This window comes from Fodinibius saliphilus (assembly GCF_005869845.1).
Lineage (GTDB): Bacteria > Bacteroidota > Rhodothermia > Balneolales > Balneolaceae > Fodinibius > Fodinibius saliphilus.
Window position 1 is genome coordinate 701,538 of record NZ_VAWF01000001.1, and the last position, 26,247, is coordinate 727,784.

The following is a 26,247-nucleotide window of genomic DNA, read 5'->3' on the forward strand; positions in this document are numbered from 1 at the left end:
AAAAATCCAAAGGCAACGCAAGAAAAGACGAAGCCTAAAATGGATTCCAAGACCCAAAATTATAAACTGCATGCCAAAAATGTAGATGTTTTTTATGACGATTTTAAGGCTATTAATAATATTAGCCTTGGGATTCTCGAAAAATCAATTACTGCTTTTATTGGTCCCTCGGGATGTGGTAAATCCACTTTTTTGCGGTTGTTCAATCGTATGAACGATTATATAGATGGATTTAGCATGAACGGGAATATTTTACTGGATGATAAAAACATCTATGATCCCGATGTGAAGGTAGAAGAACTTAGAAAGACGGTAGGTATGGTGTTCCAGAAACCGAACCCATTTCCAAAGTCAATTTATGAAAATGTAGCCTATGGCCTGCGAATACAGGGTATTAAGGATGAGGATTTCATTGAAGAACGTGTTATTACTTCACTAAAACAGGCAACTCTATTCAGTGAAATTGAGGATAATTTAGACAAATCTGCTTTATCTCTTTCTGGAGGACAGCAACAGCGCCTATGTATTGCCCGGGCCCTGGCCGTAAAACCTTCTGTACTGTTGATGGATGAACCCACTTCGGCATTAGATCCCATTTCATCCGGGAAGATTGAAGATCTGGTTCACGAGCTAAAAAAGAATTATACTATTGTAATTGTTACGCATAATATGCAACAAGCGGGTCGAGTTAGTGATAATACGGCATTTTTGTATATGGGATCGCTTATTGAGTATGGTGATACTCAAAAGATATTTACCAATCCCGAAAAAGACCGAACCCAAAACTACATCACTGGTCGATTTGGATAATTGCAAGCCAAAATATTATAAAAGGATCATCATATGTCACAGCACATCGATACTGAAATAAAGTTATTAAAAGATAACGTACTGGAGTTGATGTTTTTGGTTAAGAATCAACTCGAGAAAGGACAAAAGGCGCTCGATAGTTTTGATGAGGAACTGGCCCATGAAATTATGGCCAATGAAAAACGAGTTGACAGTCTGGAACTTACGATCGATCGAGATTGTGAGGAACTGTTGGCCTTACATAATCCGGTAGCCGTAGACCTTAGGTTTGTAATGGCTGCTTTCAAAATTAACTCTGATCTTGAAAGGGTGGGAGACCATGCCAATAGTATTGCAAAGTATATTGTAGATTTTGGAAGGCCTATTGAGGATAAAACTTTTGAGTCTATGCGACTGAAAGTGATGTATGATACCTCCATCAAAATGATGAGTAACGTCTTTAATGCCTTTATTACCGAGGATACCGAACTCGCACGTAAGGTTTTTAAACTTGATAAGACCTTAAATAAGATAAATCGCGAGACATCTGAAGTAACGGCCAAATTAATTCAGGAAGATGTTGAGCAGACTCAAAACTACTTATACCTCTTTTCTATTATTCGAAAATTAGAAAGGGTTGGCGATTTAACTAAGAATATTGCTGAAGAGCTCATCTTCTATATGGAAGCTAAAGTTCTTAAGCATAAAAAACGGAACTCAAATAACAATAAAAGTACGTAAATAGTACTTGCCAGATTTTATTTTATCGGGTTTGCAGGTTGCTTGAAACTGTTCAATACCTCATTTAATCCTGCATATTTTTTATAGCACACAAAAAAGATCAGCACTTAAAACTAAATTGATACTATGAAACGCATTTTCGCAATATGCATAGGCTTACTATGTACATTACCAATTTTAACTCAGGCTCAGGTTAAAGTTGGTGAAAAGGGTGTACTTAAAGGCAAAATATTCAGCGACTACTATTGGATGGCTCAAAACAATAATGATGATATTGAAGGTCAGAACGGATTCTGGTTTCGTCGTATCTATCTAACGTATGAGCGTAAATTTAGTGATTCTTTTTCAAGTCGCTTGCGTTTTTCCATGAGTAATCCTGGAGATTTTTCAAGCAGCGTTAAAATGATTCCGAATGTTAAAGATGCCTATCTGAAATGGCAAAATGAGCAGCATCAAATTTTGGCCGGTATCTCATCTACTCCCACCTGGGGGCTTGTAGAAGATGTATGGGGATATCGATCGGTAGAGAAGTCACCACTTGATCTGTTTGATTTCGGCAGTTCCCGGGATATGGGGCTTTCTTTCAAAGGGGAACTGGCGGATAAGCTTAACTATCACTTCTTTGCAGGAAATGGAAATAGCAATAAGGCCGAGGTTAACAAGGGCAAAAAACTTATGCTCTCCTTAGGATATGAGATAACCGAACATTTTGTTGTTGAGGTTTATGGTGACTGGAATGATTCAGCCGATGATCCCTCAAAAACTGATAGTAAAACGATACAATTTTTTGGTGGCTATCAGTCTGATAACTTTAATTTTGGGGCTTTATATGCAAATCGACATATAGATGGAACGTTGGGAGTACCGGCAACAAAACTAGACTTGGTCTCAGCATTTACAAATATGGCCTTTAATGAAAATACAAAGGGCTTCTTACGGGTTGATCACCTATTTGATCCGTATGTAGGTGGGAGTAGTAATTCGTACATCCCATTTGCGGAAAATGCAGAACCTACTTTTATCGTTGGGGGAGTAGACTTTAAGCTTGAAGACAACATCCGCCTAATGCCCAATATCGAAGCCATTGTGTATGGTGACCCAGTAATTGGCCCACAACCAGATACTGACCTAATTCCACGTCTAACACTTTTCTACAAGTTCTAGACAAAGAAAACGTACTTTTTGCCCTGCTTGCTATCTTAGCAAGCAGGGCTTTTTTATTTGCTACTGAATTTAGAACTTTTTTGCGAAAGAAGGGGTGGGAGTGTTGCTAAATGCACGAGCAACGATGCAATCACCTTTTCTCACTTTGCATTATATAGTGAAAAATCTCCCCGACCGATTTATAGGATTAACCTTGTTGGGAATAGCTTCAAATAAATAGTATCCAAGATCATATGTTAGACTTTATGTATTTAATTATGCTGAATATTGAAAGATATTTTTAGTTCTGAACCTCATTTCTGGATACTTTTAAATTTACCTCTAAAGCCCTCGATATTTTTAAATTCCTTATTTGATATTTATCTCTTGGTTAGAGTTAAATAGTAGGTGTCTTTATGGTATCGAGAGGCTACTATCGAAAGATTAACTCTACACAAGCCGTACTGAGCTAGCCTCACATTTCTTCATCAGATAGGGTGTGTCTGAATAAATTCCTTAGATCTCCATGTATCAATTCTAAATTATGAAGAGTAGTTGGTATTTAAATGATCTTCTTTCTTCTTTATATAATACGATCATAAAAACAGATATTACTGATAGTATTTTGTGTAAAATTTGATCAGTTTAAGATAGGAGAAGATATGGATACAGAAACTCAGATAACTAAATAAAATAGAGTCTATAGTAAATAACTATTGGTAAAGTACTGCAAATAATTAAATGTTTGAATGAAATAAATTCTGGCAATAATAAAATCATAACTCATCAGAAAATACGGGTAAAAAGACTATGGAAAATGAAAGTAAATGTCCTTTTCATAACGGAGCTCCTAAGCAAAGTGCAGGGGGAGGCACAAAAAATGAAGATTGGTGGCCGAACAAACTGAATCTAGATATTCTACGTCAACATTCCTCACTCTCTGATCCAATGGGGGAAGACTTTGACTATGCTGAAGAGTTTGAAAAGTTAGATCTGAATGAAGTGAAGCAAGATCTATATGACTTGATGACTGATTCACAAGATTGGTGGCCAGCAGACTGGGGGCATTACGGTGGACTTTTCATTCGTATGGCTTGGCACAGTGCAGGAACCTATCGCGTAGCAGATGGGCGCGGAGGAGGTAGTACCGGTAATCAGCGTTTTGCACCCCTTAACAGCTGGCCCGATAATGTTAACCTTGATAAAGCACGTCGATTATTATGGCCTGTAAAGAAAAAGTATGGTAAGAAAATTTCGTGGGCCGATCTGATGATTCTAGCAGGCAACTGTGCACTGGAATCGATGGGTTTTGAGACCTTCGGTTTTGGGGGTGGTCGTGAAGATATCTGGGAACCTGAAAAAGACGTTAATTGGGGACCGGAACATGAAATGTTAGCTGATGAGCGCCACGATAAGGATGGAAATCTCGAAGGCCGTCTTGCCGCTGACCATATGGGACTCATATATGTAAATCCAGAAGGGCCTAATGCTGATCCCGATCCTGAAAAAGCGGCGAAATTTATTCGTCAATCATTTGCAAGAATGGCGATGGATGATGAAGAAACCGTTGCTCTCATCGCCGGTGGACATACTTTTGGTAAAGTGCATGGCGCTGCTCCTGAAGATCATAAAGGTCCTGAACCTGAGGCTGCATCTATTGAGCAACAGGGACTTGGCTGGCAAAGTGATTACGGTAGCGGAAAAGCCGGTGATACTGTCTCAAGTGGGTTAGAAGGAGCCTGGACCAGTAATCCTATTGAATGGGATATGGGCTTTTTCGAAAATTTATTTGAATATGAATGGGAGTTGACAAAAAGTCCTGCCGGCGCCTGGCAGTGGGAACCTAAAAATGAAGAAGCCAAAAACACGGTTCCTGATGCTCATGATTCGTCTAAAAAGAATGATCCGATGATGCTCACCACGGATCTTGCTTTGAAAGCAGATCCTGACTATAGGAAAATATCGAAGCGATTTTATGAAAATCCGGATGAATTTGCCGATGCCTTTGCTCGTGCTTGGTTTAAGCTAATCCATCGTGATATGGGTCCCAAAAATCGATATCTGGGTCCCGAAGTACCTGAAGAGGATTTGCTATGGCAAGATCCCATTCCGGCAGTTGATCATGAACTTATCAATGAAGAAGATATTGCTGAGTTGAAAGAGGAGATCCTTGATTCCGATCTTACTATTTCTGAGTTGGTTTCTGCCGCATGGGCTTCTGCATCGACTTATAGAGATTCTGATAAACGGGGCGGAGCCAACGGGGCTCGGGTTCGTTTAGCTCCACAGAAAGATTGGGAGGTAAATAATCCTGAACAATTGGCAAAAGTGCTATCAACCCTAGAAGAGATACAGGAATCATTTAATGGTTCTCAATCTGGTGATAAAAAAGTATCACTAGCTGATCTTATAGTACTCGGGGGATGTGCTGCCGTGGAAAAAGCAGCTAAAGATGGCGGACACGACGTGGAGGTTCCTTTTACTCCGGGCCGAGCAGATGCTACTGCTGAACAGACGGATGAAGAATCTTTTGAGTGGTTAAAACCTGATGCAGATGGTTTCCGCAACTATTGTAATACCAATCGCAATGCCACTGAAGAAGAGCTGCTGGTAGACAAAGCACAACTTATGAGCCTGACTGCACCGGAAATGACGGTACTACTTGGGGGCATGCGCGTGCTGGATACTAATTACGATGGCTCTGATCATGGCGTATTTACCGATGAACCCGGTTCCTTAACCAACGACTTCTTTACAAATCTCCTTGACATGAGTACGACCTGGGAAGCCAAGTCGGATGACCAACAAGTATTCGAGGGACGTGATCGTAATACAGGAGAAGTTGAATGGACGGGTACTCGAGCAGACCTGATATTCGGTTCAAATTCAGAGCTGCGGGCATTAGCAGAAGTCTATGCAACTGATGATGCTGAAGAGAAGTTCGTTGAGGACTTTGTAGCAGCCTGGGATAAAGTAATGAACCTTGATCGTTTTGATCTTGACTAAATCTATGATCAGTTGATATGGTAATACAGTTAAACTGGTAATCAACTTAACTGATTCCAAACTTTAAATTAAAGGGACAGCTCATATTGGGTTGTCCCTTTTTTATTTTTAATAATAATTATAGCCGGCATAAAAGAAAGGCCTAGTCAAGAGAATGATATTTGAATATTTATAGTTGATATGATTACACGGTATTAAAAGGGAGAGTAAAATACTTACCTGTGTAGCATAAATATATTACAGAAGAATGGGGTTGATATGGAAACGAAAATTAAAAAAATCGGTAATGACGTAGCAATTGTGATACCTAAAGAGCTTGTAGACAAACTGCATTTAAATATAGGTGACAAATTAAATATAGAAAAAAGGGGGGATGGTTTAATGCTAAAGCATATGGATTCAGAATTTGAAGAGTGGGCAGAAGTTTACAGACAAGCTAACAGTGAATATAAAAAAGTCTTAAAGGAGCTTTAATTAACAGCTAAGAACCTGATATTTTTTTTAAATTACATTAGAAATAAACACACTGAATGAGTCCGCCGACCGGCGGATTGACATTTTCCTTTTGAAGGGGATAAAACATTACAAATAGGAATAAAATCTAAAAAAATGCTGGCAGATTCCTGCCAGCATTCGAAGGAAATGTATAATATTTATAAATGGATCCTCTAAAGTTGTACTCCAAAGAAAGATTTCAGTTGGTCAACAGCTTAGCTTACATATTCCGGTTGGTCATATAAATCATAATGACTTGCCCCTTGAACAACAAACAAATGCTTATCATCTGAAGCTGCGCTATTGAAAAGTTCATATCCATCTCTGTGTGAACCGAATCCTCCGGGGATATCATCGATGATTATTTGTAAAGGCTGGGTAAGCAACTACTCGGCCAAATTAAAGGCATCAAAAGCAAGTACACCATCCATACTGGTAAAACGTAACTTATTAGGAGAATTAGGATGCTGACCTCTCGGTGTGCAATAATATTTTACAGCTTCTACAATATCGATATCTGTAATTCCGGCTTCTTCTCTTTCTTCCGGGGAATTAGGTATCCAGTTGGTGATATTGGGCTCTTCTCCATTGGCTTCTGCTGTACGCTGTTTGGCAATTGTCTCTAATGTTTTGATAGCAGCATTGAGAGAACCGTCGCCTTCACGATATGTTCGGCCTAAGTTAGCTGGCACAACGGTACCAACGGCTTTTATTCGGCGTTCTGTCATTGCTGCTTTTGGCTGTATACCTGCTGCCTGCACAAACACCTAGTACGCCAATGCGATTATTATCAACGTAACCAAGCGTTGTTAGATAGTCTACTGCACAGCGTACATCTTCTACACGAGTGGCGGGATCTTCAATATATCGCGGTTATCCTTCACTTTCTCCCTGGAAAGAGGCATCAAATACGATGGTTACATATCCGAGTTTTGCAAGTTTCTCTGCGAAGATTCCAGCAGTCTGCTCTTTACAACTGCTGCCTGGATGAACACATACGACTGTTGCCGTTATGTAAACAGATTTTATAGAAATCTTTCCGCCCATAAAAAGGAAGGACTAATGATTGATAATATTACATATTATCAATCAGGTGAATTAAGAGGTGAACAATGAGAGTGAGGTAAAGATCTAACGGAGTGGCACTAAAGTATAGGTAAATGAATATGCCGCCTCAATATTGATGTGTACTTGACATTGGAGGTCATAGACTAAGTTTTACATGATCTTATTTATAATCGTTGCCAAGCTTTTCTCCAACGTATTTGCCTCCTTCTTTAGTTAAATGACCAAGTCCATCTATGTAATGTGAACAAGATCCCACCTGTGGGAAATAACCTTTAACGGTAATTTCTTTCATCGGGCTTGCGATTATTTGCTCAATTGCCTTTCCGATATATGAATGTTGCCAAGAAGCTCGTACTTCTTTAAAAGTTTTTTTGAAAGGTGAATTTTCAAAATTACAGTTGCGAGTGCAAGGACAGGTATCACCATTGGGTCCACCTACTACTGGCTGTAAAATAATTATTTCTGCGGTAGGTAATTTATGTTGTATGGTATTTACTGCTTTTTCAATGGCTGTTGACCACCCTTTAATGTCCTTACCATATAGTCCACTGATTGAAAAAAGTACACGGTCTGGAGAATCATCATTATTTTTGCAAGGAGATACTATTCTTTGGTCCCAACCATCGTATTCAGGATTTGCCCATTGATCAACGCTACCACCGCTTTTCCAAAGCAATTGCCAACGGTTATCGTCTACGGCAGATTCAAAAACTCCTCCTGCAATATACCAACCGTATCCAGGGCCTGGTTGATCCTTTGATCCGGTTTGTCCAACTTGGCTAAAACCGATTACTTGAGTACATGAATAACTTGGCTTTTCAGAGTCTTGGGCACGTATTTTCTTAATATCACCTATTAATAAAATGAATAGTGTAGGTAAAATAACTTTGCTCAAGAATGACAAAGAATAATTCAAGGCTTTCCTGATGCTATAAATCATAGCTAAAATAAATTAATCTATTTCACATGGTTATTTAGTGTGCTAGCGCATAAGATCGGGCACCAAGGTTTTAAAGAGGTTTACAAAAGTAAGATTAGCCAAAAAGCGAAAGATTGGCAAGGCTTTGAGAGGATTGTCACCCTAAATGAGTGGTATCTTTCCAAAAAGAAGGTCCCGGTTTAGATTAGTGGGTATAATCCGTAACTAACCCAAGGAAGATATGGACAATGGAGTGAGTAATTGCGACGGAGAGCTGTTAATAAATACATTACTATCCAAATTACGAACACTGGAGGAATTTTTCGCCTATAAACGCCTTGCTGGAATAAGTCAATGGGGCAGCAACTGATAAACTAAAGAGACAGCCCAAGCCGTCCCTTTAGTTTAATTTGAATTTTAAAATCGGATCAGTTTTTAGTCTTGTTTATACGTTTAGATTCTGCATCATATGAGTTTACGATTCGGGATAATTGTTCCCGTGCTTCATTCGGTATCTCACCTCCAGCATCGTTGACAACCCATCGGGCTGCAGAAATAAGGGCTGCCAGTTCATAAGTATGAAGCGTTACCCGGTATTTGGTCGAATCTACAGATTCGAGTCGCATTATTCTGCCGGTTCTTTTTCTTTGATATAATCAACAATACGTTCCATCTCTTCCGCGAACATATCGTAGTCTGTTTGTATACCATTTAGGTAGGCACTCCATCCCAAAGACATTTTTGCATAATGTATTGCTTCCTGTATCTCTTCATCCGTGGCACCAAATAGCTTGGCGGCCTCGGTATGGAAAAGCGTGCAATACTGGCACTTAGTTTCAGAGTGGAGAGCGATACCCATTAGCTCTTTATACTTGTTGGGAATCAGCGTTTCACCAAGCTCTAATCGTTTAAAAAGCTCCCATTCATAATCGAAGAACTCGTCTCGAATGCCTTGGAAGAAACTTGGGACAAGACCAAGTGTTTCCTTCATCTCCTTTTCAACTTCAGATCGTTTGCGCGAAGTTGCCATAATGACCTCCATTTTTTACAATTCAATTTTTTATGTGTAATTACAAATGGAGTGGCCGTCTCAAGCCAACGCCCAAAGTTAATAGCTAATGCGTAGTAAAAATGTGCAATCTGCCACTTATTTTTTGTGGGGAAATTCTTCACAAAGAATAACATATTATTTATGAGATATGATAAGACCTATTATGGTCTCGTTGTGGATCCAGTAAAAGATGAATTGAATAGTATAGCAAAAACGGTGAACCCAAACGCGAAGGCTTTACCACGCAGCCTAATGTTCTGGCAAAAAAAGTACGCACGAATTTTTGTGAATGTGATTTTAGTTTGGTAGTTGGCACTCAGAAAACAAAATATGCAAGGTGCAGGCGAAGTGCGTCCGAGTTAAAAAGCGGGATTATCTAAAAAGGGAGGGGAAGATACCAGCGACAAAGCGATCACTGGAAGTTTTTGCCTCTTTACCGGCCGGTGAAGGAGGTGTCCACACATATTGATATAGCATTAAAAGAACTAATGTGAGGGACAATAAAAAAAGCTTGGCAAGTTTGCGACTTACCAAGCTTTTGAGTGGGTGCTGCAGGATTCGAACCTGCGACCTCTACCGTGTCGGGGTAGCGCTCTAAACCAACTGAGCTAAGCACCCAAGAAAGAAACTGATGCGTTTTCCCGAGAGCGCCTAATATACTCATCTTTAGGACTATATCGCAAAAATCATTTCCAAAAATTCGATATTCTTCATTTTGACAAAAAGAAGTCCATTGGAAAAACAGGATTTTTGATTAAGATCAATGCTTGATTGAATTTCAAAACGAACGTTATTTCCCAAAAATGAAGATTAAAAAGACACTAAAAACTAATAATGAATCAAAAGGACGGTTTGGCAAAACTCTTAATAAGTAATCCTTTTTTCTTTCAGCTCTGAGGGAGGTTTTGTATTTTTAAGATTCCCAAGAAGTTAAACAAAGAAGTAGTAATGGCCCAACGCAGAGAAGCACGAGAAGCAGTTTTACAAGCATTATATGCCAGCGATGTTGGCAAAGGGCAGTGGACCCAGATTATCAAATCAGTAATAAAACCAAAGGTAAGCGGCGACACTGACACCTTTAAATTTGCTGAGCGCCTCTTTTTGAAGATCGTAAATAACCTGGATGAAATTGACGAGATTATTAGCGAGCATATCAATAACTGGCGTATTGAGCGACTTACAACAATTGATCGCCTGGTATTGCGCATGGCTATTACTGAATTTCTTTATTTTGAACAGATTCCTACTAAGGTTTCAATGAACGAGGCTATCGAAGTGGCAAAGAAGTATTCTACAAAGAAGTCCGGTAACTTTGTAAATGGTATCCTCGACTCGGCCCTAAACCAGCTTAACAAAGACGGACGCATCGAGAAAAAGGGTCGGGGACTCATAGAAACTTCGCTCAATTCTTAGTCCTGTCCCATAGTGAATGAACAGCAATTTATAGCTATCGGAGATATACACGGTTGTCTTCGGTCAATGGAAGCTCTGCTTGAAAAGCTGGAGACCTATAAAGATCGTAAATTCGTTTTTGTAGGCGACTATATTGATCGTGGCCCTAATTCCAGGGAGGTAGTAGATCGCTTACTGGATCTACGTAATGAAGTAGACACAGTATTTTTACGAGGCAACCATGAACAGATGCTTCTTGATGCTGTCCATAAGGATAAGCGTTCTATGTGGATGATGAACGGAGGGCGAACCACATTGCAGTCTTATGGTATTGATAATGAGTTGGCTCACCTGCCGGACGAGCATATACAGTTTTATGAGAATACGCAAATGTATTACAACACTGATAACTACTTTTTTGTACATGCGGGCCTTTCACCGGCCAAAACCATTAGCCAAAGCATCAAAGAAGAGGACGAAGTTAAAGAATTTTTATGGGAGCGTTCTCATTTAAAAACAATTGAAACCGCTTGGGAAAAGATCGTTGTTTTTGGTCACACTCCTACTAGAGAACCGGTGCAGCGAGATATGATGATCGGTATTGATACCGGTTGTGTTTATTCTCGCAGTGGGTACGGAAAATTGACGGCAGTAAAATTGCCTGAGGTGGAGTTTATTCAACAAGACTGCCTGGACTAAAATTACAAGTAATTTATTTTTAACATTTTTAACCACCTATAACACATGAGTTTACGTTGTGGAATTGTAGGACTTCCTAATGTCGGAAAGTCCACTCTTTTTAATGCTTTAAGTGATGCTGGTGCTGATGCCGCGAATTTTCCTTTTTGTACCATCGACCCTAATATTGGGGTCGTTCCGGTACCCGACCAGCGACTAGATACCCTTTATGATATTGTTGGATCAGATGAAAAAATCCCGACCAGTGTTGAATTTGTTGATATTGCCGGTCTTGTTAAGGGTGCCTCCGAGGGAAAAGGGAAAGGGAATGCCTTCTTGTCTCATATTCGCGAGGTAGATCTTATCGTACATGTTGTTCGCTGTTTTGATGATGAAAATGTGATTCATGTTGAAGGGGATGTCGATCCCACTCGTGATGTCCACATTATCGAGGATGAGCTTATTCTCAAGGACCTTGAGTCCGTTGAAAAGAAAGTTGAAACGCTTCAAAAAGAGGCCAAGAGTGGTGCAAAGGAAGATCTCAAAAACCTGGAGATCGTTGAGAATCTTAAAGAGCATTTAGAAAATGGCAATGCTGCCCGCACATTCGAAATTGGTGATGATGCAGCTGAGATCTACCGTGAGCTCTTTTTACTCTCTGACAAACCAGTACTCTATGCATGCAACGTTTCTGAAGAAGATCTGGATACCGGTAACGAATGGGTAGAAGAAGTACAGGAAATTGCCGATCGCTTTGATGACGAAGTGGTCACTTTCTGTGCCAAAATTGAAGAAGAGATTGCCGAACTCGATGAAGAGGAACGTGAGATGTTCCTGGATGAGCTTGGTGTAGAAAGTGCGGGTCTTGAACGGTTAATTAGAGCCGCCTATAAAGAGCTGGGACTTATTACTTACTTTACTACCGGTCCCAAAGAGACCCGGGCTTGGACTGTTCGCAGAGGTGCAAAAGCTCCCGAAGCTGCAGGGGTTATTCACAGTGATTTTGAACGCGGATTTATTCGGGCTGAAACCGTAAGCTATGAAACCTATAAAGAGTTGGGATCTGAAAAAGCGGTCAAAGATGCCGGTGAAATGCGTCAGGAAGGCAAAGACTATATTGTGCAAGATGGCGATGTAATGCTGTTTCGTTTCAACGTATAGCGTAAAAAAAATAAGAGAAAGGTACGGGCAAAAGTTCGTACCTTTTTTAAAATTATACACTATTGTAAAACAAAGAGCAGCAGAAGCTTACAATGCTAACCTAGTATATTTTTAGGTTAGAGTTTTGCATAAGATCTGAGGAAAATGCCCTCCAGTTACACCATATAGCAACTGGGAAAGAACCACCGTAAAATGAGGCTTAAGAATTTACAAGCTTCCTCAGTTATTAATAGACAAGGAGTCTTGTTCATTCTTTTTGAAAGAAAATGAAGCGGTGTCGGCCGGCACATCGGATGGATTGATACGATCATGAACAACCCATGCACTGGGATAGCGATCTTTAATGAGCTGAGAAAAACTGTTGGCTTTATCGCGATCCTGAAAATCTCCAATATGGACCTTGTAATACGGTTGCCGAAACGATTGATAGGCTTTCGCATTATAACCGGCGATAGTAGTATCAGCCCATAATCGAAAGGAGGTCGTAACCGAATCAGCTAATGCGATATCACGAGTTGAAAGAATTTGCACGCGGTAGCCCTCAAATGGATCTCTGTTAAAAGCCTTATTCGCAGAATCACTTTTAAGAAATTTCGCCGGAATATCGTGTTGTTGGGTGATATGAAGATCGCTTAGTTGGCTCCTGTTATCATCGAGTAATTGTTGTAGTGCTACTGCTTCAGTAGCCCCTGCAGTATCTGCTATTATTGTTCGCCCATCCCTATTTGTAGCTTTTTGAGAGGTAGAGCACCCCCATAGCATGGCTAAAAGAGCAATTAAAAGAAAACAAATGGTATTTCGTGGGTATTGAATCATTTTATTAAAGACCAACAGGATGCCAGGTAGTTTTAATTTCTTGGAAGTCGGTGATGAAATAGGGCGACTGGGAATCTTCAGCCAACCAGTCTTCGACCGGTTTTCGAATTACTCGCTTAAGATTTAAAGTGGCATTCTCATCAATTTGTTTCCGGGCTTCTTGACTAATATCAGGATCGGTATAGAAAAAGGCATTAACATCCATATGGGTCGTCATATGTTCAAGAAGTTCCTCGCGATATCCAGTTAGAATGTTGACTACTCCGCCGGGTACATCCGAGGAGTTAAGAACCTCCGCAAAACTAACCGCACTTAATGGATACTTCTCAGACGCCAGGATAATACAGCTGTTGCCCCCCACAATAACAGGGGCCATCACCGATACTAATCCCAAAAGGGGGCGTTCTTCGGGAGCCCAGATATTGACGATTCCCATCGGTTCGGGCAAAGAGAAATTAAAATGAGAACTGGCAACCGGGTTAATACTTCCGAAAACCTGCTGGTATTTGTCAGACCAGCCTGCATAATAAATCAATCGGTCGATAGAGGTATTGACCTCTTCTTTGGCCTCATCATTGCTGTAACCAATGGTTTCCAGCTCATCTATAAATTGTGCTTTTCGTGTTTCTAGCATTTCAGCAATGCGATATAGTATCTGTCCGCGATTATAAGCGGTTCGGTCGTTCCAGCCATCTTGAGCATCTCTAGCTGCAACTACGGCATCACGAAGATCTTTACGCGAGCATTGACAGGCGTTGGCCAGTACGTTTTCATCTTTATCATAGACTTTATAGTATCGTCCGGATTCTGTTCGCGGAAAATTGCCGCCTACATATGTTTTATAGGTTTTTAAAACTTCTATTCTGTCAGACATAAAACTAAGATCTAATATTGTAAGTTCTTTTAAAGAATACTTTAAACTAGCTTAACATAGGGATACAGACCGTGAAGCCCGCCTTCACGTCCTTCGCCACTTTCTTTAAAACCACCAAAAGGAGAAGTGGGGTCGAATTGGTTATAGGTATTGGACCATACCACACCATTTCGGATTTTACTGCCAACTTTAAATATTTTAGACCCTTTGTCGGTCCACACACCACCGGCAAGCCCGTAAGGGGTATTGTTGGCTTTCTCAATACCTTCTTTGGCAGTCCTAAAGGTCTGTAACGTCAGTACCGGCCCAAAGATCTCTTCCTGTACAATGCGGTGCGACTGGGCTACCTTGGTAAAGAGGGTAGGCCGACAGAAATATCCCTCTTCAGGGATTTGGCAGGAACTTTGATACATATCAGCACCCTCATTGACGCCAAGCTCGAGATATTCGTTAATCTTATTATACTGCTGCTCAGAGTTAATAGCCCCAATATCGGTATTTTTATCAAGTGGATCTCCTACTATAAGGGTTTCCATACGATCACGCAGCTTCTGAACTACTTCATCAGCAATACCTTCTTGTACAAATAGGCGTGATCCTGCGCAGCACACGTGTCCCTGGTTAAAGAAAATCGCATTAATAATTCCTTCTACGGCCTGATCAATGGGAGCATCTTCAAAAATGATGTTAGGACCTTTACCACCCAGTTCCAGAGTATATTTTTTATCGGTGCCGGCAAGGGACTCTTTTATAATCTTACCAACCTTGGTAGAGCCTGTAAAGGCAATCTTGTCGATGCCTTTATGATTAACAATAGTAGAGCCTGTTTGTCCTGCTCCGGTCACAATATTAACAACTCCATCCGGTAGTCCCGCATCCCGGCACAGCTCAGCAAACTTCAGGGCTGTCAGGGAGGTGGTTTCTGCCGGTTTTAGTACAACCGTATTACCGGTTGCAAGGGCAGGGGCAATTTTCCAGGCTAACATCAACAGAGGAAAGTTCCAGGGGATGATCTGTCCCGCTACGCCAAGAGGTTCTGCTTTTTTCCCGGGGAAAGCATATTCCAGTTTATCAGCCCAACCGGCATAATAGAAAAAATGGGCAGCAGCAAGTGGTATATCAACGTCCCGGGATTCTCGGATAGGTTTACCACCATCCAGCGATTCAAGAATGGCGAACTCTCGGCCCCGTTCCTGTATCAGACGGGCTAAACGGAATATATATTTGCCGCGTTCTTTGGCTTCAAGCTCTGACCACTCATTTTCAAAAGCATTACGAGCAGCTTCTACTGCTTTGTCAATATCTTGTTGTGTTGCTTCGGCAAATGAACAAAGAACCTCCTCAGTAGCCGGGTTAATAGAATCAAAATATCGACCCTTTGCGGGGGCAACAAATTCTCCTCCTATAAAAAGATTGTACTGCTCCTTCACTTCAACATGATCGGTGCCTTGTGGGGCATCATCATATTCCCAGAATCCATCAAAGTTAAGCTTAGAGCTGGGAGAGGAAGGCTTAAATGGCTTTTCCTCAATGGGATCGGCAGTTTGTTGATCTTCGGACATAGTATTTGATCAATTGAAAAGTTAATAAGTCTTTGAAAACGGGCAAGAAACCAATGGCCACTTAGCTAAGGGTAAAATAATGAATCTTATATTCAGATCCTGAAACGAGTTCAAGTTGACAAGTGGAATAAAGCTAGATTCCGTTATAAGGTATAATTAATCATTAGAAAAATAGTCGGCACTCTGGTACACCCCGGTCTTTTGTTTCACAATCTGCATAAGCAGGTCGTTAGCAAGCGAAGAGGCTCCAAAGCGGAAATACTCAGGGGTTAACCAGTCTGTGCCCAGTGTTTCTTTTACAATCACAAGGTATTGAATCGCCTGTTTGGCTTTGCGGATGCCTCCGGCCGGCTTCATGCCTACCATGCGTCCGGTATCATAAAAATAGTCTCTGATAGCTTCTAGCATCACCAAGGTTACCGGCTGTGTTGCGGCTGGCTTTACCTTCCCGGTAGATGTTTTAATAAAGTCAGCTCCGGCGTGCATTGCCAGGTCACTTGCTTTTCGAACGTTTTCATAGGTTTGCAGTTCTCCGGTTTCCAAAATTACTTTCAAATGAGCGTCACCACAGGCTTCTTTAACGGCAGCAATTTCATCATAGACATAACTGTAGTTTCCTTTCAGGAACTCACCGCGTGAGATCACCATATCTACCTCGTCAGCTCCGTCTTCAACCACTTTACGAGTTTCATCAAGCTTAGCATCGAGTGTAGCCATACCACTGGGAAAAGCAGTAGCAACGCTTGCTAAATTGATATCTGTACCTCGAAGCGCTTTTTCAGCAACACTCACCATATTAGGATAGACACAAACAGCCGCCACAGAGGGCAGGTCTGGTAAATTTGCATAGGGTTTCTTGGCCTTATGACAAAGCTGAGTAACTTTACCCGGAGTATCCATACCGGCAAGAGTCGTAAGATCTACCATACTTAACGCCAGTTTCAAGGCCTGTACTTTCGACTCTTTTTTGATACTCCTGGAGTTAAGACGTGCTACCCGTTGTTCTATTCCAACTTGGTCGATAGGGACAGTTTGTTTGAAATCTGAAATCTTCAAAATAAAATCTTATTAGTTATAGCGTTGTTGCTTAATACAGATTGCCGTTCGCAATATATGAAAGATGTCGAAGTTAAGTATAAGATAACTTTTACACCAAAGTAATACGGCTAAACCTGGCTGAATATTTTCCGATAATAACGTATGAGTTATAAAATGCAAGAAATAGTTTATAGCGTTCTGCTATAAATAATTAGGCAGGAATTTTTTTTTGCTTATTTATTGTTGTAGAACAAATAACGTACCATACTGAATGAAGATGGCTATCACCAGTCTTTAAATAACAACAGCTTTAAAAAGCATTATTTAAAATAATTAATTAGTCAATGATAAAGACGAATATAGAAATATAAGATGAGATCATACTACTATATTTTTACGACTTAAATCAACATTTTTATATAGTCATATAATGCATTTATTTTTTACTATACATTTAACTATATAGGTGCCAAATAAATAGATGGCTTTATTTAATAGAAAATCTAGGGAGGCTAACGGCCGTATACGGATCCTTGCCGTATTTATAATTCTGGCCGCCTTTTTGGTGATTGCATCCTATTATGGTACAAAAACAATGTCTTCTGTGCGGGCTTATGTAACGGGAGAGGGGCTGTGGTCTAAAGCACAAAAAAGTGCAACCAGGCATATTCTAGAGTATATGCAGTATGAAGAATTGCAAGATTATGAACAGTTTAAAGAAGCCCTCAACCTGCACAACCGGTTTTCTGATACCCGAAAAGCGATGATTTCAGATCCTCCTGACTTGAAAACTGCCCGCGAAGGATTTCAGGTAAGCCAGCTCCATTCTAAGGATATTGAACTTATGGTATGGTTGGGAAGTAATTTCCATGATTTAACCTATGTTGAAAAACCATTCAATATTTGGAAACAAGCTGATAAAAAAATCAGGGAACTCGAGACTATTGCCCGAAACTTTCACCAACAAGTTACCGAAGGCAATATACTACCACAGCAACGAAGAGAGTATGTTCACAAGGTTGCTCAAATTGATGAGGAGTTAACAGAATATGAAGATGCTTTTACTGCTGCATTAACGGGAGTAGCCCATGGGTTGCGAGCAATTATTTTTTGGTTTATAGCCGGATTTGGTTTGTTACTTACTGTTATAGGATATCTTATTACAGCTACAGATTTTAAAAAAATCAATGATTTAAATACAAAACTTGAGCGACTTTCCTTGGTCGCTTCTAAAACGACCGATGCCGTAATTATTACAGATGATGAGGAACGTATCATTTGGGTCAATACCATGTTTGAAGAACTAACAGGCTATACCCAGGATGAGGTAGCAGGTAAAGTGCCCGGGGAATTCTTGCAGGGCAATGAAACAGCCCCCGAAACAGTTGCTCAGCTGGCAAAAGCTGTTGGTAACGAAAGATCTATCAGAAAACGTATTTTAAATTACACTAAAGAGGGAGAGAAAATTTGGTTGGATATTACCATAGACCCCATCTTTGATGATGACGGAAACTGCACCCATTTTATTGCCATTGAAAGAGATGTAACTAAACAGATTCAAAAAGAAGAAAAAGTACGAGAAAGCCTGGAACGCTACGATATTGTAGCACAAGCAACAAGTGATACCATCTATGACCTTGACCTTCAAAAGAATGAAATTAGCTATAATAAAGTGATTTATGACATGTTTGGCTATGACAAAACAGAGATCGCAAATTTACAAAAATGGTGGGAGCGAAAGATACACCCCAACGATCGCCAAGGTGTTATTAATAAACTTGATCAGGTTCTAAAAAATGGGACAGATCGCTTTCAACTTGAGTATCGCTTTAAATGTAAAGACGGTAGTTACAAACATATTTTTGACAGAGCATCTCTTGTTAGAGATCATAATGGAGAGGCCGTTCGTATTATTGGAGCAATGCAGGATATAACTGAACGTAAGGAAGCCAAGAAAAAAGAAGAGCGACACCGTCGTTTACTTGAATCAATTACAGAAAATGTTGAGACTCCAATCTGGGTTCGCAATAAAGAGGGCAAAATAATACTTGCAAATTATGAATGGAAACAGCTGTTTGGACTAGAAAATCAAAAGGTGGTAGGACAGAATATATTTGATTTATTAGGTAAACCGGTAGCTGAAAAATTTTATGAACATGATCTTGAGATACTCAAAGACAAAGTAACAAAGACCTTTTATGAAAGTGTAACGATTGATGGGGAGGAGCGCTATTTCGTCACCTCCATGTTTCCGCTTAATGATGTGCCGGGTCTCAAAGATTCAACAGGAGGGTTAGCTATCGATATAACCGCTCGAAGACGAGCTGAGAATAAACTCAATGAAGCAGAACAGAAACTTCGTGAAATCGTTGAATACAGTACAAACATGTTTTACCGTCATACCCCCGATCATGTATTAACGTATGTGAGTCCCCAATCGAAAGAATTTTTAGGTTGTAGCCCGGAAGAAGCTAAAACAAAGTGGACTAAATTTGCTACTGACAATCCTATTAATGAAAAAGGCCTTAAAAAGACAGAACAAGCGATTGCTACGGGAGAGACACAGAAACCTTTCGAATTGGAGCTGCAAAAAGAAACCGGTGAAATAATTTGGGTAGAAGTAAATGAAGCTCCCATAGTTAAAGACGGGGAAACGGTTGCCATGGTAGGTTCACTCACAAACATTACAGAACGTAGAAAAGCGGAAGAAGATATCAAGGAGGCACTTAAAGAGAAAGAGACATTATTGGCAGAGGTTCATCACAGGGTGAAAAATAATATGGCCGTAGTTTCCGGTATGATGCAGCTACAGGCATTTCAGGAAGAAGATCCGGAATTGGAGTCCAAGTTACTTGATAATGTAGCGCGTATAGGTACAATGGCTTCCATCCATGAGCATATTTATCAATCGGAGATGTTTTCAAGTGTAGCATTTTCTCAAAATATCAAGACTATAGCTGATAAACTGGTTAATACAATGAAAGTTGATATCGAAATTGATATTAAAACAGACCTTAAAGAAGTCGATTTATCACTAAACCAAGCTATTCCTTCTTCTCTTGTGGCTAGTGAAGTGATAACAAACTCATTAAAACATGCCTTTAAGGGAAGAGAAAGAGGATGCCTAATGTTGGGGGTGCAAAAAGAAGGGCAACTTGTGAAGGTTCGTATTGAAGATGATGGTGTTGGTCTGCCGGATCACTTTGATATCTCAGACGGATCAGATTCTCTGGGCACCCATCTTATTGATAAACTAACAAAGCAGCTTGACGGAGAGTATGAATACCAGTCAACAGGTGAGGGGACGGTATTTACACTTTCATTTAAGAAAAAGTAGGTTTCGTAAACAAAAATTTTACAATCTCCTTAAGTGTTGAAGCATCGCATAAGGTTTCCTTATTACCTAAGCGTATTGTTTACTTTTTTTGCAAAAAATTCGGAGGAGAAGCACTATAAATACAAGAGATTACTAATAATAATGATGGCTCGGATTCTGTCAATGGAGAACAGCTTCATACATTGAAAACCATATATAGAATATAAATTTAGGTAAATTCATGGTATAAAATAACTTACGCATTACATCCAACAATATTTATAACATGTGGTTTCTTGCTAATAGCTTTAACCGGTACAATTTTTACCTATTGTGACTGAATACAAAAACTCAAATAAGAATGTGTTGTTATTATGTAGATTTTAATACCGATATTGTATCCTCAAGTATCATATACAGGCATGGCACAATCACCAATATAATAGAGGTGGCAAAGATAATACCGAAACCCAGCGAAATAGCCATTGGTATTAAGTGGTAAGCTTGCCCCGAAGTTTCCAAAATGATAGGAGTGAGGCCTCCAAAAGTTGTTAAGGTTGTTAACATAATAGGTCGGAAACGGCGCAACCCGGCCTCACTAATTGCTTCAAAGGCTGATTGGTTTGGCCGTTTTTTATTGGCATAATCTATCATTATCAGGGAATCATTTAATACTACTCCTGATAGTGCAATTACCCCCATTAGACTAACCAGAGATAAGTTATATCCCAGTAAAATATGTCCTATCACTGCTCCGACAATTCCAAATGGAATGGCGCCCATTACTATTAATGGTTGCCAATAACTGCTAAAAGCTACCGCTAATATTCCGTATATAACTATCATAGCAAACGCAAATCCCCCCCATAGGGCTTGGGTAGATTCTCTCATTTCGGCCTGGCTTCCTTCAAAACTCCATGTGATTCCGGGGAAACTTTGTTTAAGCTGGGGCAGTGTTTCTTTTTGAAGGGATTCCAGAATACGTCCTACAGCATCAGCCGGTTCAGCATCCATACTTACCGAAACTACCCTGCGTCCATCCCTTCGGTTGATAGAAGTAAAAGCTTCTCCTTGCTCAATTTTCACTACATCTTTAAGAGGTACTTCGACCCCATCAGGGGTTTGAAGAACAAATTTTTGCAATTCGTGAAGGTCCTTACGTTGCTCATAGGGGAGTTTCACTCGCACTTCAATTTCATTTGTTCCTCGTAGCTGACGTTTTGCTAAAGCCCCGTAAAAAGCATTTCGCAGCTGTTCTCCGACAATAGAGGGAGTTAATCCCATTTGACGACCTTCGGGCAATAGCTTGAAATCGTACTGTGTTTTGCCTCTGTTATAATTATCATTAACATCGCGAGTAGCATCAAAAGCTTCAACATTTTCTAAAAATGATTGGCTGGCTTTTTCAAGTACTTCTATATCAGAATGACTTAAATCTACACTGATATCGGGCAGGTAACCGGCAGGACCCCGTTCTGCTTCAAAACTTATTTGATCGACACCTTTTATATTACCTATTTCATTGCGCCAAAGCTCAATAACTTCTCTTGCCGTCATATCCCGTTCATTGGGAGGTTTCATAACAATTTCAACATCTATAAAACTCTGCCCCCGAACATTTGTCTTGATCCCCTCAGCTACACGATCTAGGTTATGTTCATCAAACATCTTTTGAGTAGAGTTTGAGATCTCTTTCGCCACTTTTTCTGCCTGGGCCGGTGTAGTGCCTACCGGCAGGGATACCCCTGATTCAATCTCATCAGCAGCCACTTCAGGCATCATAACCATTCCCATATGCCCGCTATACCCATATCCGCCAATGATAACTAGTAGAGCAATAGCTGTACTTAATGTGACATAGCGGTATTTTAGGCAAGTATTTAAAAATCTTCTGTAGTATGTATTTATAAAATTGTTAAAACGTTTTGAGAATGCCTGCTGCCAGCGATGTAGGTACTTGCCGGCTATAAAGTTACTTTCTTCTTTGGAACTGTGAGCTAAGTGTGCCGGTAAAATAAATAGTGCCTCAAACAGGGAAACTGTTAATACAACAATAACTACTGCTGGAAGAGGCCACCAATATTTACCAGTGGTACCCGGAATAAATAGCAGGGGAATAAAGGCTATAATATTGGTAAGTATCGCAAAAGCAACCGGCTTGCTCATATCACGCGTTCCGGCAATAGCGGCTTCTATAAAGGTCATACCTTTTTGTCGATACTCAAAGATATTTTCCCCCACCACAATGGCATCATCAACTACGATACCCAGTACCACCAAAAAACCAAACATTGATATCATATTTATACTGAGCCCAATAAGAGGGAGGAACAGGAGGCCACCGATAAAAGAGATAGTCATTCCCATCATTACCCAGAAGGCCAGCCTGTATTCAAGAAAAAGCGCTAAGATAAATAAGACAATAATGATCGCCCAAAATCCATTTTCGGTTAACAGAGATAAACGATCTCGATAGTCACGGGCACTATTACTATCAATGCGGTAGGTAACGCCGGGAGGGAAAGAAGATTTAGCATTCTCAAGGATATTGCGCACTGATTCGGCGATATCAAGTGGAGATTGCGTACCTACACGGTAAATTTGCAGATCTACCGTAGGTTTATGATTAAAAGTTCCGTGAAAACCCGTTTCTTCAAAACCATCAGTAATTGTAGCAATATCACCAAGCATTATGGAAGCCCCGGTGCCCGAAGAAATTATTTCAATCTGCTCAAATTCTTCGGCCCATTTTTTGCGTTCTTGCAGGCGCAATAAAATTTCACCTGCATTAGTCTCTATTGCACCGGCAGGAATATCTTCACTGGATTCTGCAATTAGATCTGCAACTTCTGCGAGACGAATATTGTACTTTCTGAGATTACTGCTGGGTATTTCAACATGAGTCACATAATCAGGAACATTGCCAATCTCTACCTGTGTAATTTCATTGCTGTTTAACAGCTGATCACGCATATTTTCCGCTAACTTGCGAAGAGTCCAAATATCTGTATCCCCATAGATTCCAATAGACATTACTTCTTGCTGATTGGATTGAAGGCGTACCTCAGGCTCTTCAATATCATCAGGAAAAGTGCGAATACGATTAATTGCCTGATCAATATCCTGGAACGTTTTCATGCGATTGGTGCCGGATATCAGTTCAATCGATACATCGCCTGAGCCTTCATTAGCTGTAGAAGTGACTTCTTTTATGCCTTGTACACCTCGTATGGCTTCTTCTACTGGTCGCAAAATACCCTGCTCTACTTCGCTCGGAGCTGCACCTGGATATACGACGCTTACTTCTACGATATCGAGTTGAAATTGTGGAGAAACTTCTTTCTGGATAGTATACATCGACCATATTCCGCCTCCCAATAGAATAAACATCAATAGGTTAGCTGCAATAGGGTTTTGCACCATATATGCAATAATACCACTGTTGGTAGACTGGGAATTATTCATGTCTGTATTTGTTGCCATATAGAATGAAAGTTAGAACAATTTTATATCGGAAAGCTATTGCAGACGAAGCGGAGCACTTTGGGTGGGGTTTGATAAATTAGTGGTTACTAATTGTTCGTTATTCTCTAACCCATTTGAGATATATGCATACTTTGCATCTTGTAGCAGGATGGAAACCGACCGAATATCTAATTTCCCATTCTTCATTACCCAAACTGTTTCGTCATTCCGAATATAATCTCTGTCGATTCTAAAGATGTTTGGCAGTTGTTTGCCTTTTATTATTGTTTGCACGTATGAACCCAGCATTAACTTTGGGCGACTGCTACTTTCATTTTGATAGGTGTGAGGGTCAGGAACAGTTACGAGTATACGGGCCATCCTTGTCTGTCCCTCAAGTGAACCGAGTACTTTATCGATAACCCCTTTACGTTTTTGTATTGGAGACCAAGCCGATCGGTTTTTAATTGTTACCACAGTATCAGATGAAGAATTTTCAGGAATAGGAATCCACTTCAATTTTGAGACCGGCACTGTTGCTTCAACCCAGAAATGATCGGTACCTACCAAGCGGCCCAAGGTGTTGCCCGGAGCTACCTGTGATCCAATATTAACATTTCTGCTTAGAACCTGAGCATTAAATGGTGCAGTAATTACAGTGCGGGCAAGGTTTTCTTTGGCTTGCAATAGAGCTGCTTCTGCCGATTGTACCTGGGCACGTGCCGATTGCAACTGGGGGTTACGAAGTACTAATGCTTTATTTTGTGCAGGAAGCGTATCACCATAGGCTTCATATTCTTTACGGGCAGCTTGTTGACGTCCCATTTCAATTACTAAATCTGATTTTGCCTGGGTAAGCTGACTTTTTCTCTGTTGTAAGGCATTTTGATAATCTGTGGGGTCTATTTTAAGCAGGGTATCACCTTTTTCGACATAGTTTCCGGGTGTCATTTTTGATGTTACCTCCAATATTTGGCCGCTTATACGTGGACTCAGCATGATATCACGGACCGGTATTACTGTCCCCATACCCTCGATACGGGGGTGATAAGATCCCTTCTGAACTTCTACTGTTTCAACGAGCATGGCTGTTTTTTGAGTAGCTCCCGTTTTTTGTGCAGAAGGTTCAGTAGAAAAGATGAATAAAACCATCAAAGCACTTCCTAAAAGAATGGCGAGACAAAGGATGACTGTTCTTTTCCAACTCATACAGGGGATCTCAATTTATTCTGGAATTATAGTGCTACTAAGTTTCTTGATAATGTTCCAACAAATATTAACTGCTAAACATTTTTTCAGTGCATTATTTTTTAATATATATAAAGAATCTAATTGAAATTTGAATTAAGTTATTATCCCCCCCACAATCCAGCGGTTATATTTTACTAACTATTGCGCTGAGTATTCTAGGTGAAAATGGTATAACGACAAACATCTCCACAAACAACTGGTGCGAATCACGGATAGAACAAATATTATGACAAAATCTCTATCTAAGTAGTTCGAAGGGGGGAGGAAGCTCTGACTAGGGGGTAGTTGTTAATTGTAAGGATTACATAGTCTATGTACAGGAATTTCAACTTAGTCACTTTTACCATCTTACAAAGGTATAAATGATTCCAAATAAAAGGGGCATTGGTTGCCGTTCCTGCATTTAATAATGAGGCAGCTTCAGTAAAGGCGAGTCTACTGAACACAGCACTAATAAATGCAAGTTATTGAACAGCTTCTGCATAAAATTCCATAAACAACTTTTAAGCTAGCATTCATTGAGCAGTATAACGACCTGGGCATAACCTGTTTATGGATCGTTTCTGACTAAGCAAGTGACGAAAAATAAGTTGCAAAACTAAATCCGGAACGATGGGGGAGGTGCCTTAGAGTTAATGCTCCAGATATACCATTTGACGTTTCCTAATAAAAATCAATTTAGATTTATTCCTCATCTTTCCAATTCCACCACTTTAACTTTTCCTCTTCTTGTTGCCATTGGGGAGTATTCGCAACATAGACTGCACATCTAAATACGTAAAGAAGGCATCTGTCCTGTACAACACCAGCCTTCTGATTACTTAAATCATATAATTTTTCAGGTGATCTATCCTTCAAATCTAAAATTGACTTTATATTTATATTCCATAAATCATTGGCAATTGATTTTCCTACACCGGGAATTGTTGAAAGCTCTTTGATAGCTTCTTCTTTATTCATTGCGATACTAATCTTCTGCTTTGAAATTTGGATTATAAATAATGCCAAATACATTACCCCAAGGATCTTCTACGGTGGCTGTTTTTATATTTCCCCCAACACTCTGAGGTTTCTCCACAGGGTCGGCACCTAATTTAATTAATCGGTCATAGAATTTTTGAATATTTTCTACCCCCCAATAAGCAACTTCATTACTTGATTTTGTTAATTCCCCTTCAACAGGTTGCAGCCCAAGTTCAAAGCCTGAAACATTAAATCCAACATAAAAAGATTCAGCAAAATAAGGAGGTTTGTCGAGAATATTGGAATACCACTTTTGGGCTTTTTGTAGATCATCAACTTTATAAATTACCGTTCTAAGACCTAAAATTTTGTCCTCTCTCATTTGTTTATTATTAGTTTCTTGCGAGTACGAGTTAAATATGAAGCCAAATAATATCAATACTAAAATCAGGTATCTCATTTTCAACTATATTTCTATGAGTTAAGCGGTATAAAAACATGACACATAAGATGCATGCA

General features: G+C 40.0%; 20 protein-coding genes, 1 tRNA gene and 1 pseudogene. 9 read left to right on the top strand and 13 right to left on the bottom strand.

Features of this window, described 5'->3' with window-relative positions; all coding sequences use genetic code 11:
* Positions 1 to 39: 39 nt before the first annotated feature.
* The 5 genes from pstB (at position 40) to FCN14_RS02875 (ending at position 6,153) form a co-directional block, all read left to right on the top strand.
* On the top strand, positions 40 to 810 hold the full coding sequence (gene pstB, locus FCN14_RS02855; protein ID WP_350354171.1) for a phosphate ABC transporter ATP-binding protein PstB: 771 nt from the start codon (positions 40 to 42) through the stop codon (positions 808 to 810).
* A 33-nt stretch (positions 811 to 843) separates the two neighbouring features.
* Positions 844 to 1,530 (top strand): phosphate signaling complex protein PhoU, encoded by a 687-nt coding sequence (gene phoU, locus FCN14_RS02860; RefSeq protein WP_138429581.1) that lies wholly within the window; start codon positions 844 to 846, stop codon positions 1,528 to 1,530.
* Positions 1,531 to 1,656: 126 nt separating this feature from the next.
* Entirely contained in the window at positions 1,657 to 2,694 is a 1,038-nt protein-coding gene (locus FCN14_RS02865; RefSeq protein ID WP_138429582.1) for a hypothetical protein, read from the top strand.
* A 789-nt stretch (positions 2,695 to 3,483) separates the two neighbouring features.
* The gene (katG, locus tag FCN14_RS02870) at positions 3,484 to 5,679 is read left to right on the top strand and encodes a catalase/peroxidase HPI (protein ID WP_138429583.1); all 2,196 of its coding nucleotides are present in this window, start codon (positions 3,484 to 3,486) and stop codon (positions 5,677 to 5,679) included.
* A gap of 258 nt (positions 5,680 to 5,937) precedes the next feature.
* Entirely contained in the window at positions 5,938 to 6,153 is a 216-nt protein-coding gene (locus FCN14_RS02875; protein ID WP_138429584.1) for an AbrB/MazE/SpoVT family DNA-binding domain-containing protein, read from the top strand.
* Between the two features lie 236 nt (positions 6,154 to 6,389).
* Here the strand turns inward: FCN14_RS02875 and FCN14_RS16050 are convergent.
* From FCN14_RS16050 to FCN14_RS02900, 5 genes and pseudogenes are all read right to left on the bottom strand, one after another.
* Positions 6,390 to 7,182, bottom strand: a pseudogene (locus FCN14_RS16050) (alpha/beta hydrolase); the annotation flags it as partial.
* A gap of 220 nt (positions 7,183 to 7,402) precedes the next feature.
* Complete coding sequence (locus FCN14_RS02885; protein ID WP_138429585.1) at positions 7,403 to 8,182, bottom strand: hypothetical protein; 780 nt, start codon at positions 8,180 to 8,182, stop codon at positions 7,403 to 7,405.
* 407 nt (positions 8,183 to 8,589) lie between these two features.
* A complete protein-coding gene (locus FCN14_RS02890; RefSeq protein WP_138429586.1) occupies positions 8,590 to 8,787 on the bottom strand; it encodes a hypothetical protein in 198 nt (65 codons plus the stop codon).
* Positions 8,787 to 9,191 carry a carboxymuconolactone decarboxylase family protein gene (locus FCN14_RS02895; protein WP_171032785.1) on the bottom strand — a complete coding sequence of 135 codons (405 nt, stop codon included), beginning with the start codon at positions 9,189 to 9,191 and terminating at the stop codon, positions 8,787 to 8,789. The genes FCN14_RS02890 and FCN14_RS02895 overlap by 1 nt, the downstream gene beginning before the upstream one ends.
* A gap of 564 nt (positions 9,192 to 9,755) precedes the next feature.
* A tRNA-Val gene (locus FCN14_RS02900) sits at positions 9,756 to 9,830 on the bottom strand.
* 330 nt (positions 9,831 to 10,160) lie between these two features.
* Here FCN14_RS02900 and nusB point away from each other — a divergent pair.
* Genes nusB through ychF form a run of 3 tightly spaced genes read left to right on the top strand, consistent with a single transcriptional unit; the run spans position 10,161 to position 12,443 of the window.
* Positions 10,161 to 10,625 carry a transcription antitermination factor NusB gene (nusB, locus tag FCN14_RS02905; RefSeq protein WP_138429588.1) on the top strand — a complete coding sequence of 155 codons (465 nt, stop codon included), beginning with the start codon at positions 10,161 to 10,163 and terminating at the stop codon, positions 10,623 to 10,625.
* Positions 10,626 to 10,637: 12 nt separating this feature from the next.
* A complete protein-coding gene (locus tag FCN14_RS02910; RefSeq protein WP_212747549.1) occupies positions 10,638 to 11,303 on the top strand; it encodes a metallophosphoesterase family protein in 666 nt (221 codons plus the stop codon).
* A 45-nt stretch (positions 11,304 to 11,348) separates the two neighbouring features.
* The gene (ychF, locus tag FCN14_RS02915) at positions 11,349 to 12,443 is read left to right on the top strand and encodes a redox-regulated ATPase YchF (RefSeq protein ID WP_138429590.1); all 1,095 of its coding nucleotides are present in this window, start codon (positions 11,349 to 11,351) and stop codon (positions 12,441 to 12,443) included.
* Between the two features lie 219 nt (positions 12,444 to 12,662).
* Here ychF and FCN14_RS02920 read toward each other — a convergent pair whose 3' ends face one another.
* From FCN14_RS02920 to deoC, 4 genes are all read right to left on the bottom strand, one after another.
* The gene (locus FCN14_RS02920; protein WP_138429591.1) at positions 12,663 to 13,259 is read right to left on the bottom strand and encodes an SPOR domain-containing protein; all 597 of its coding nucleotides are present in this window, start codon (positions 13,257 to 13,259) and stop codon (positions 12,663 to 12,665) included.
* Positions 13,260 to 13,263: 4 nt separating this feature from the next.
* Complete coding sequence (locus tag FCN14_RS02925) at positions 13,264 to 14,133, bottom strand: aldehyde dehydrogenase family protein (RefSeq protein WP_138429592.1); 870 nt, start codon at positions 14,131 to 14,133, stop codon at positions 13,264 to 13,266.
* 41 nt (positions 14,134 to 14,174) lie between these two features.
* A complete protein-coding gene (locus FCN14_RS02930) occupies positions 14,175 to 15,695 on the bottom strand; it encodes an aldehyde dehydrogenase family protein (RefSeq protein ID WP_138429593.1) in 1,521 nt (506 codons plus the stop codon).
* A gap of 156 nt (positions 15,696 to 15,851) precedes the next feature.
* Complete coding sequence (deoC, locus tag FCN14_RS02935) at positions 15,852 to 16,751, bottom strand: deoxyribose-phosphate aldolase (protein WP_138429594.1); 900 nt, start codon at positions 16,749 to 16,751, stop codon at positions 15,852 to 15,854.
* Positions 16,752 to 17,214: 463 nt separating this feature from the next.
* Here deoC and FCN14_RS02940 point away from each other — a divergent pair, with 463 nt between their 5' ends.
* Positions 17,215 to 20,070: a PAS domain-containing sensor histidine kinase gene (locus FCN14_RS02940; RefSeq protein WP_138429595.1), complete on the top strand. Its 2,856-nt coding sequence runs from the start codon at positions 17,215 to 17,217 to the stop codon at positions 20,068 to 20,070.
* A 351-nt stretch (positions 20,071 to 20,421) separates the two neighbouring features.
* Here FCN14_RS02940 and FCN14_RS02945 read toward each other — a convergent pair whose 3' ends face one another.
* The 4 genes from FCN14_RS02945 to FCN14_RS02960 form a co-directional block, all read right to left on the bottom strand.
* On the bottom strand, positions 20,422 to 23,532 hold the full coding sequence (locus FCN14_RS02945; RefSeq protein ID WP_212747550.1) for an efflux RND transporter permease subunit: 3,111 nt from the start codon (positions 23,530 to 23,532) through the stop codon (positions 20,422 to 20,424).
* A 36-nt stretch (positions 23,533 to 23,568) separates the two neighbouring features.
* Positions 23,569 to 24,723 (bottom strand): efflux RND transporter periplasmic adaptor subunit, encoded by a 1,155-nt coding sequence (locus FCN14_RS02950; RefSeq protein WP_138429596.1) that lies wholly within the window; start codon positions 24,721 to 24,723, stop codon positions 23,569 to 23,571.
* Positions 24,724 to 25,449: 726 nt separating this feature from the next.
* Positions 25,450 to 25,725, bottom strand: a complete 276-nt coding sequence (locus FCN14_RS02955; protein ID WP_138429597.1) for a helix-hairpin-helix domain-containing protein — start codon at positions 25,723 to 25,725, stop codon at positions 25,450 to 25,452.
* Between the two features lie 7 nt (positions 25,726 to 25,732).
* Positions 25,733 to 26,110 carry a VOC family protein gene (locus FCN14_RS02960; RefSeq protein ID WP_138429598.1) on the bottom strand — a complete coding sequence of 126 codons (378 nt, stop codon included), beginning with the start codon at positions 26,108 to 26,110 and terminating at the stop codon, positions 25,733 to 25,735.
* Positions 26,111 to 26,247 lie beyond the last annotated feature (137 nt).

What these genes read in the sequence shown, in the direction of transcription:
- pstB (WP_350354171.1), top strand. Translation starts at nt 40, where the DNA reads ATGGATTCCAAGACCCAAAATTATAAACTGCATGCCAAAAATGTAGAT.
- phoU (WP_138429581.1), top strand. Translation starts at nt 844, where the DNA reads ATGTCACAGCACATCGATACTGAAATAAAGTTATTAAAAGATAACGTA.
- FCN14_RS02865 (WP_138429582.1), top strand. Translation starts at nt 1,657, where the DNA reads ATGAAACGCATTTTCGCAATATGCATAGGCTTACTATGTACATTACCA.
- katG (WP_138429583.1), top strand. Translation starts at nt 3,484, where the DNA reads ATGGAAAATGAAAGTAAATGTCCTTTTCATAACGGAGCTCCTAAGCAA.
- FCN14_RS02875 (WP_138429584.1), top strand. Translation starts at nt 5,938, where the DNA reads ATGGAAACGAAAATTAAAAAAATCGGTAATGACGTAGCAATTGTGATA.
- FCN14_RS02885 (WP_138429585.1), bottom strand. Translation starts at nt 8,182, where the DNA reads ATGATTTATAGCATCAGGAAAGCCTTGAATTATTCTTTGTCATTCTTG.
- FCN14_RS02890 (WP_138429586.1), bottom strand. Translation starts at nt 8,787, where the DNA reads ATGCGACTCGAATCTGTAGATTCGACCAAATACCGGGTAACGCTTCAT.
- FCN14_RS02895 (WP_171032785.1), bottom strand. Translation starts at nt 9,191, where the DNA reads ATGGCAACTTCGCGCAAACGATCTGAAGTTGAAAAGGAGATGAAGGAA.
- nusB (WP_138429588.1), top strand. Translation starts at nt 10,161, where the DNA reads ATGGCCCAACGCAGAGAAGCACGAGAAGCAGTTTTACAAGCATTATAT.
- ychF (WP_138429590.1), top strand. Translation starts at nt 11,349, where the DNA reads ATGAGTTTACGTTGTGGAATTGTAGGACTTCCTAATGTCGGAAAGTCC.
- FCN14_RS02920 (WP_138429591.1), bottom strand. Translation starts at nt 13,259, where the DNA reads ATGATTCAATACCCACGAAATACCATTTGTTTTCTTTTAATTGCTCTT.
- FCN14_RS02925 (WP_138429592.1), bottom strand. Translation starts at nt 14,133, where the DNA reads ATGTCTGACAGAATAGAAGTTTTAAAAACCTATAAAACATATGTAGGC.
- FCN14_RS02930 (WP_138429593.1), bottom strand. Translation starts at nt 15,695, where the DNA reads ATGTCCGAAGATCAACAAACTGCCGATCCCATTGAGGAAAAGCCATTT.
- FCN14_RS02940 (WP_138429595.1), top strand. Translation starts at nt 17,215, where the DNA reads ATGGCTTTATTTAATAGAAAATCTAGGGAGGCTAACGGCCGTATACGG.
- FCN14_RS02945 (WP_212747550.1), bottom strand. Translation starts at nt 23,532, where the DNA reads ATGGCAACAAATACAGACATGAATAATTCCCAGTCTACCAACAGTGGT.
- FCN14_RS02950 (WP_138429596.1), bottom strand. Translation starts at nt 24,723, where the DNA reads ATGAGTTGGAAAAGAACAGTCATCCTTTGTCTCGCCATTCTTTTAGGA.
- FCN14_RS02955 (WP_138429597.1), bottom strand. Translation starts at nt 25,725, where the DNA reads ATGAATAAAGAAGAAGCTATCAAAGAGCTTTCAACAATTCCCGGTGTA.
- FCN14_RS02960 (WP_138429598.1), bottom strand. Translation starts at nt 26,110, where the DNA reads ATGAGAGAGGACAAAATTTTAGGTCTTAGAACGGTAATTTATAAAGTT.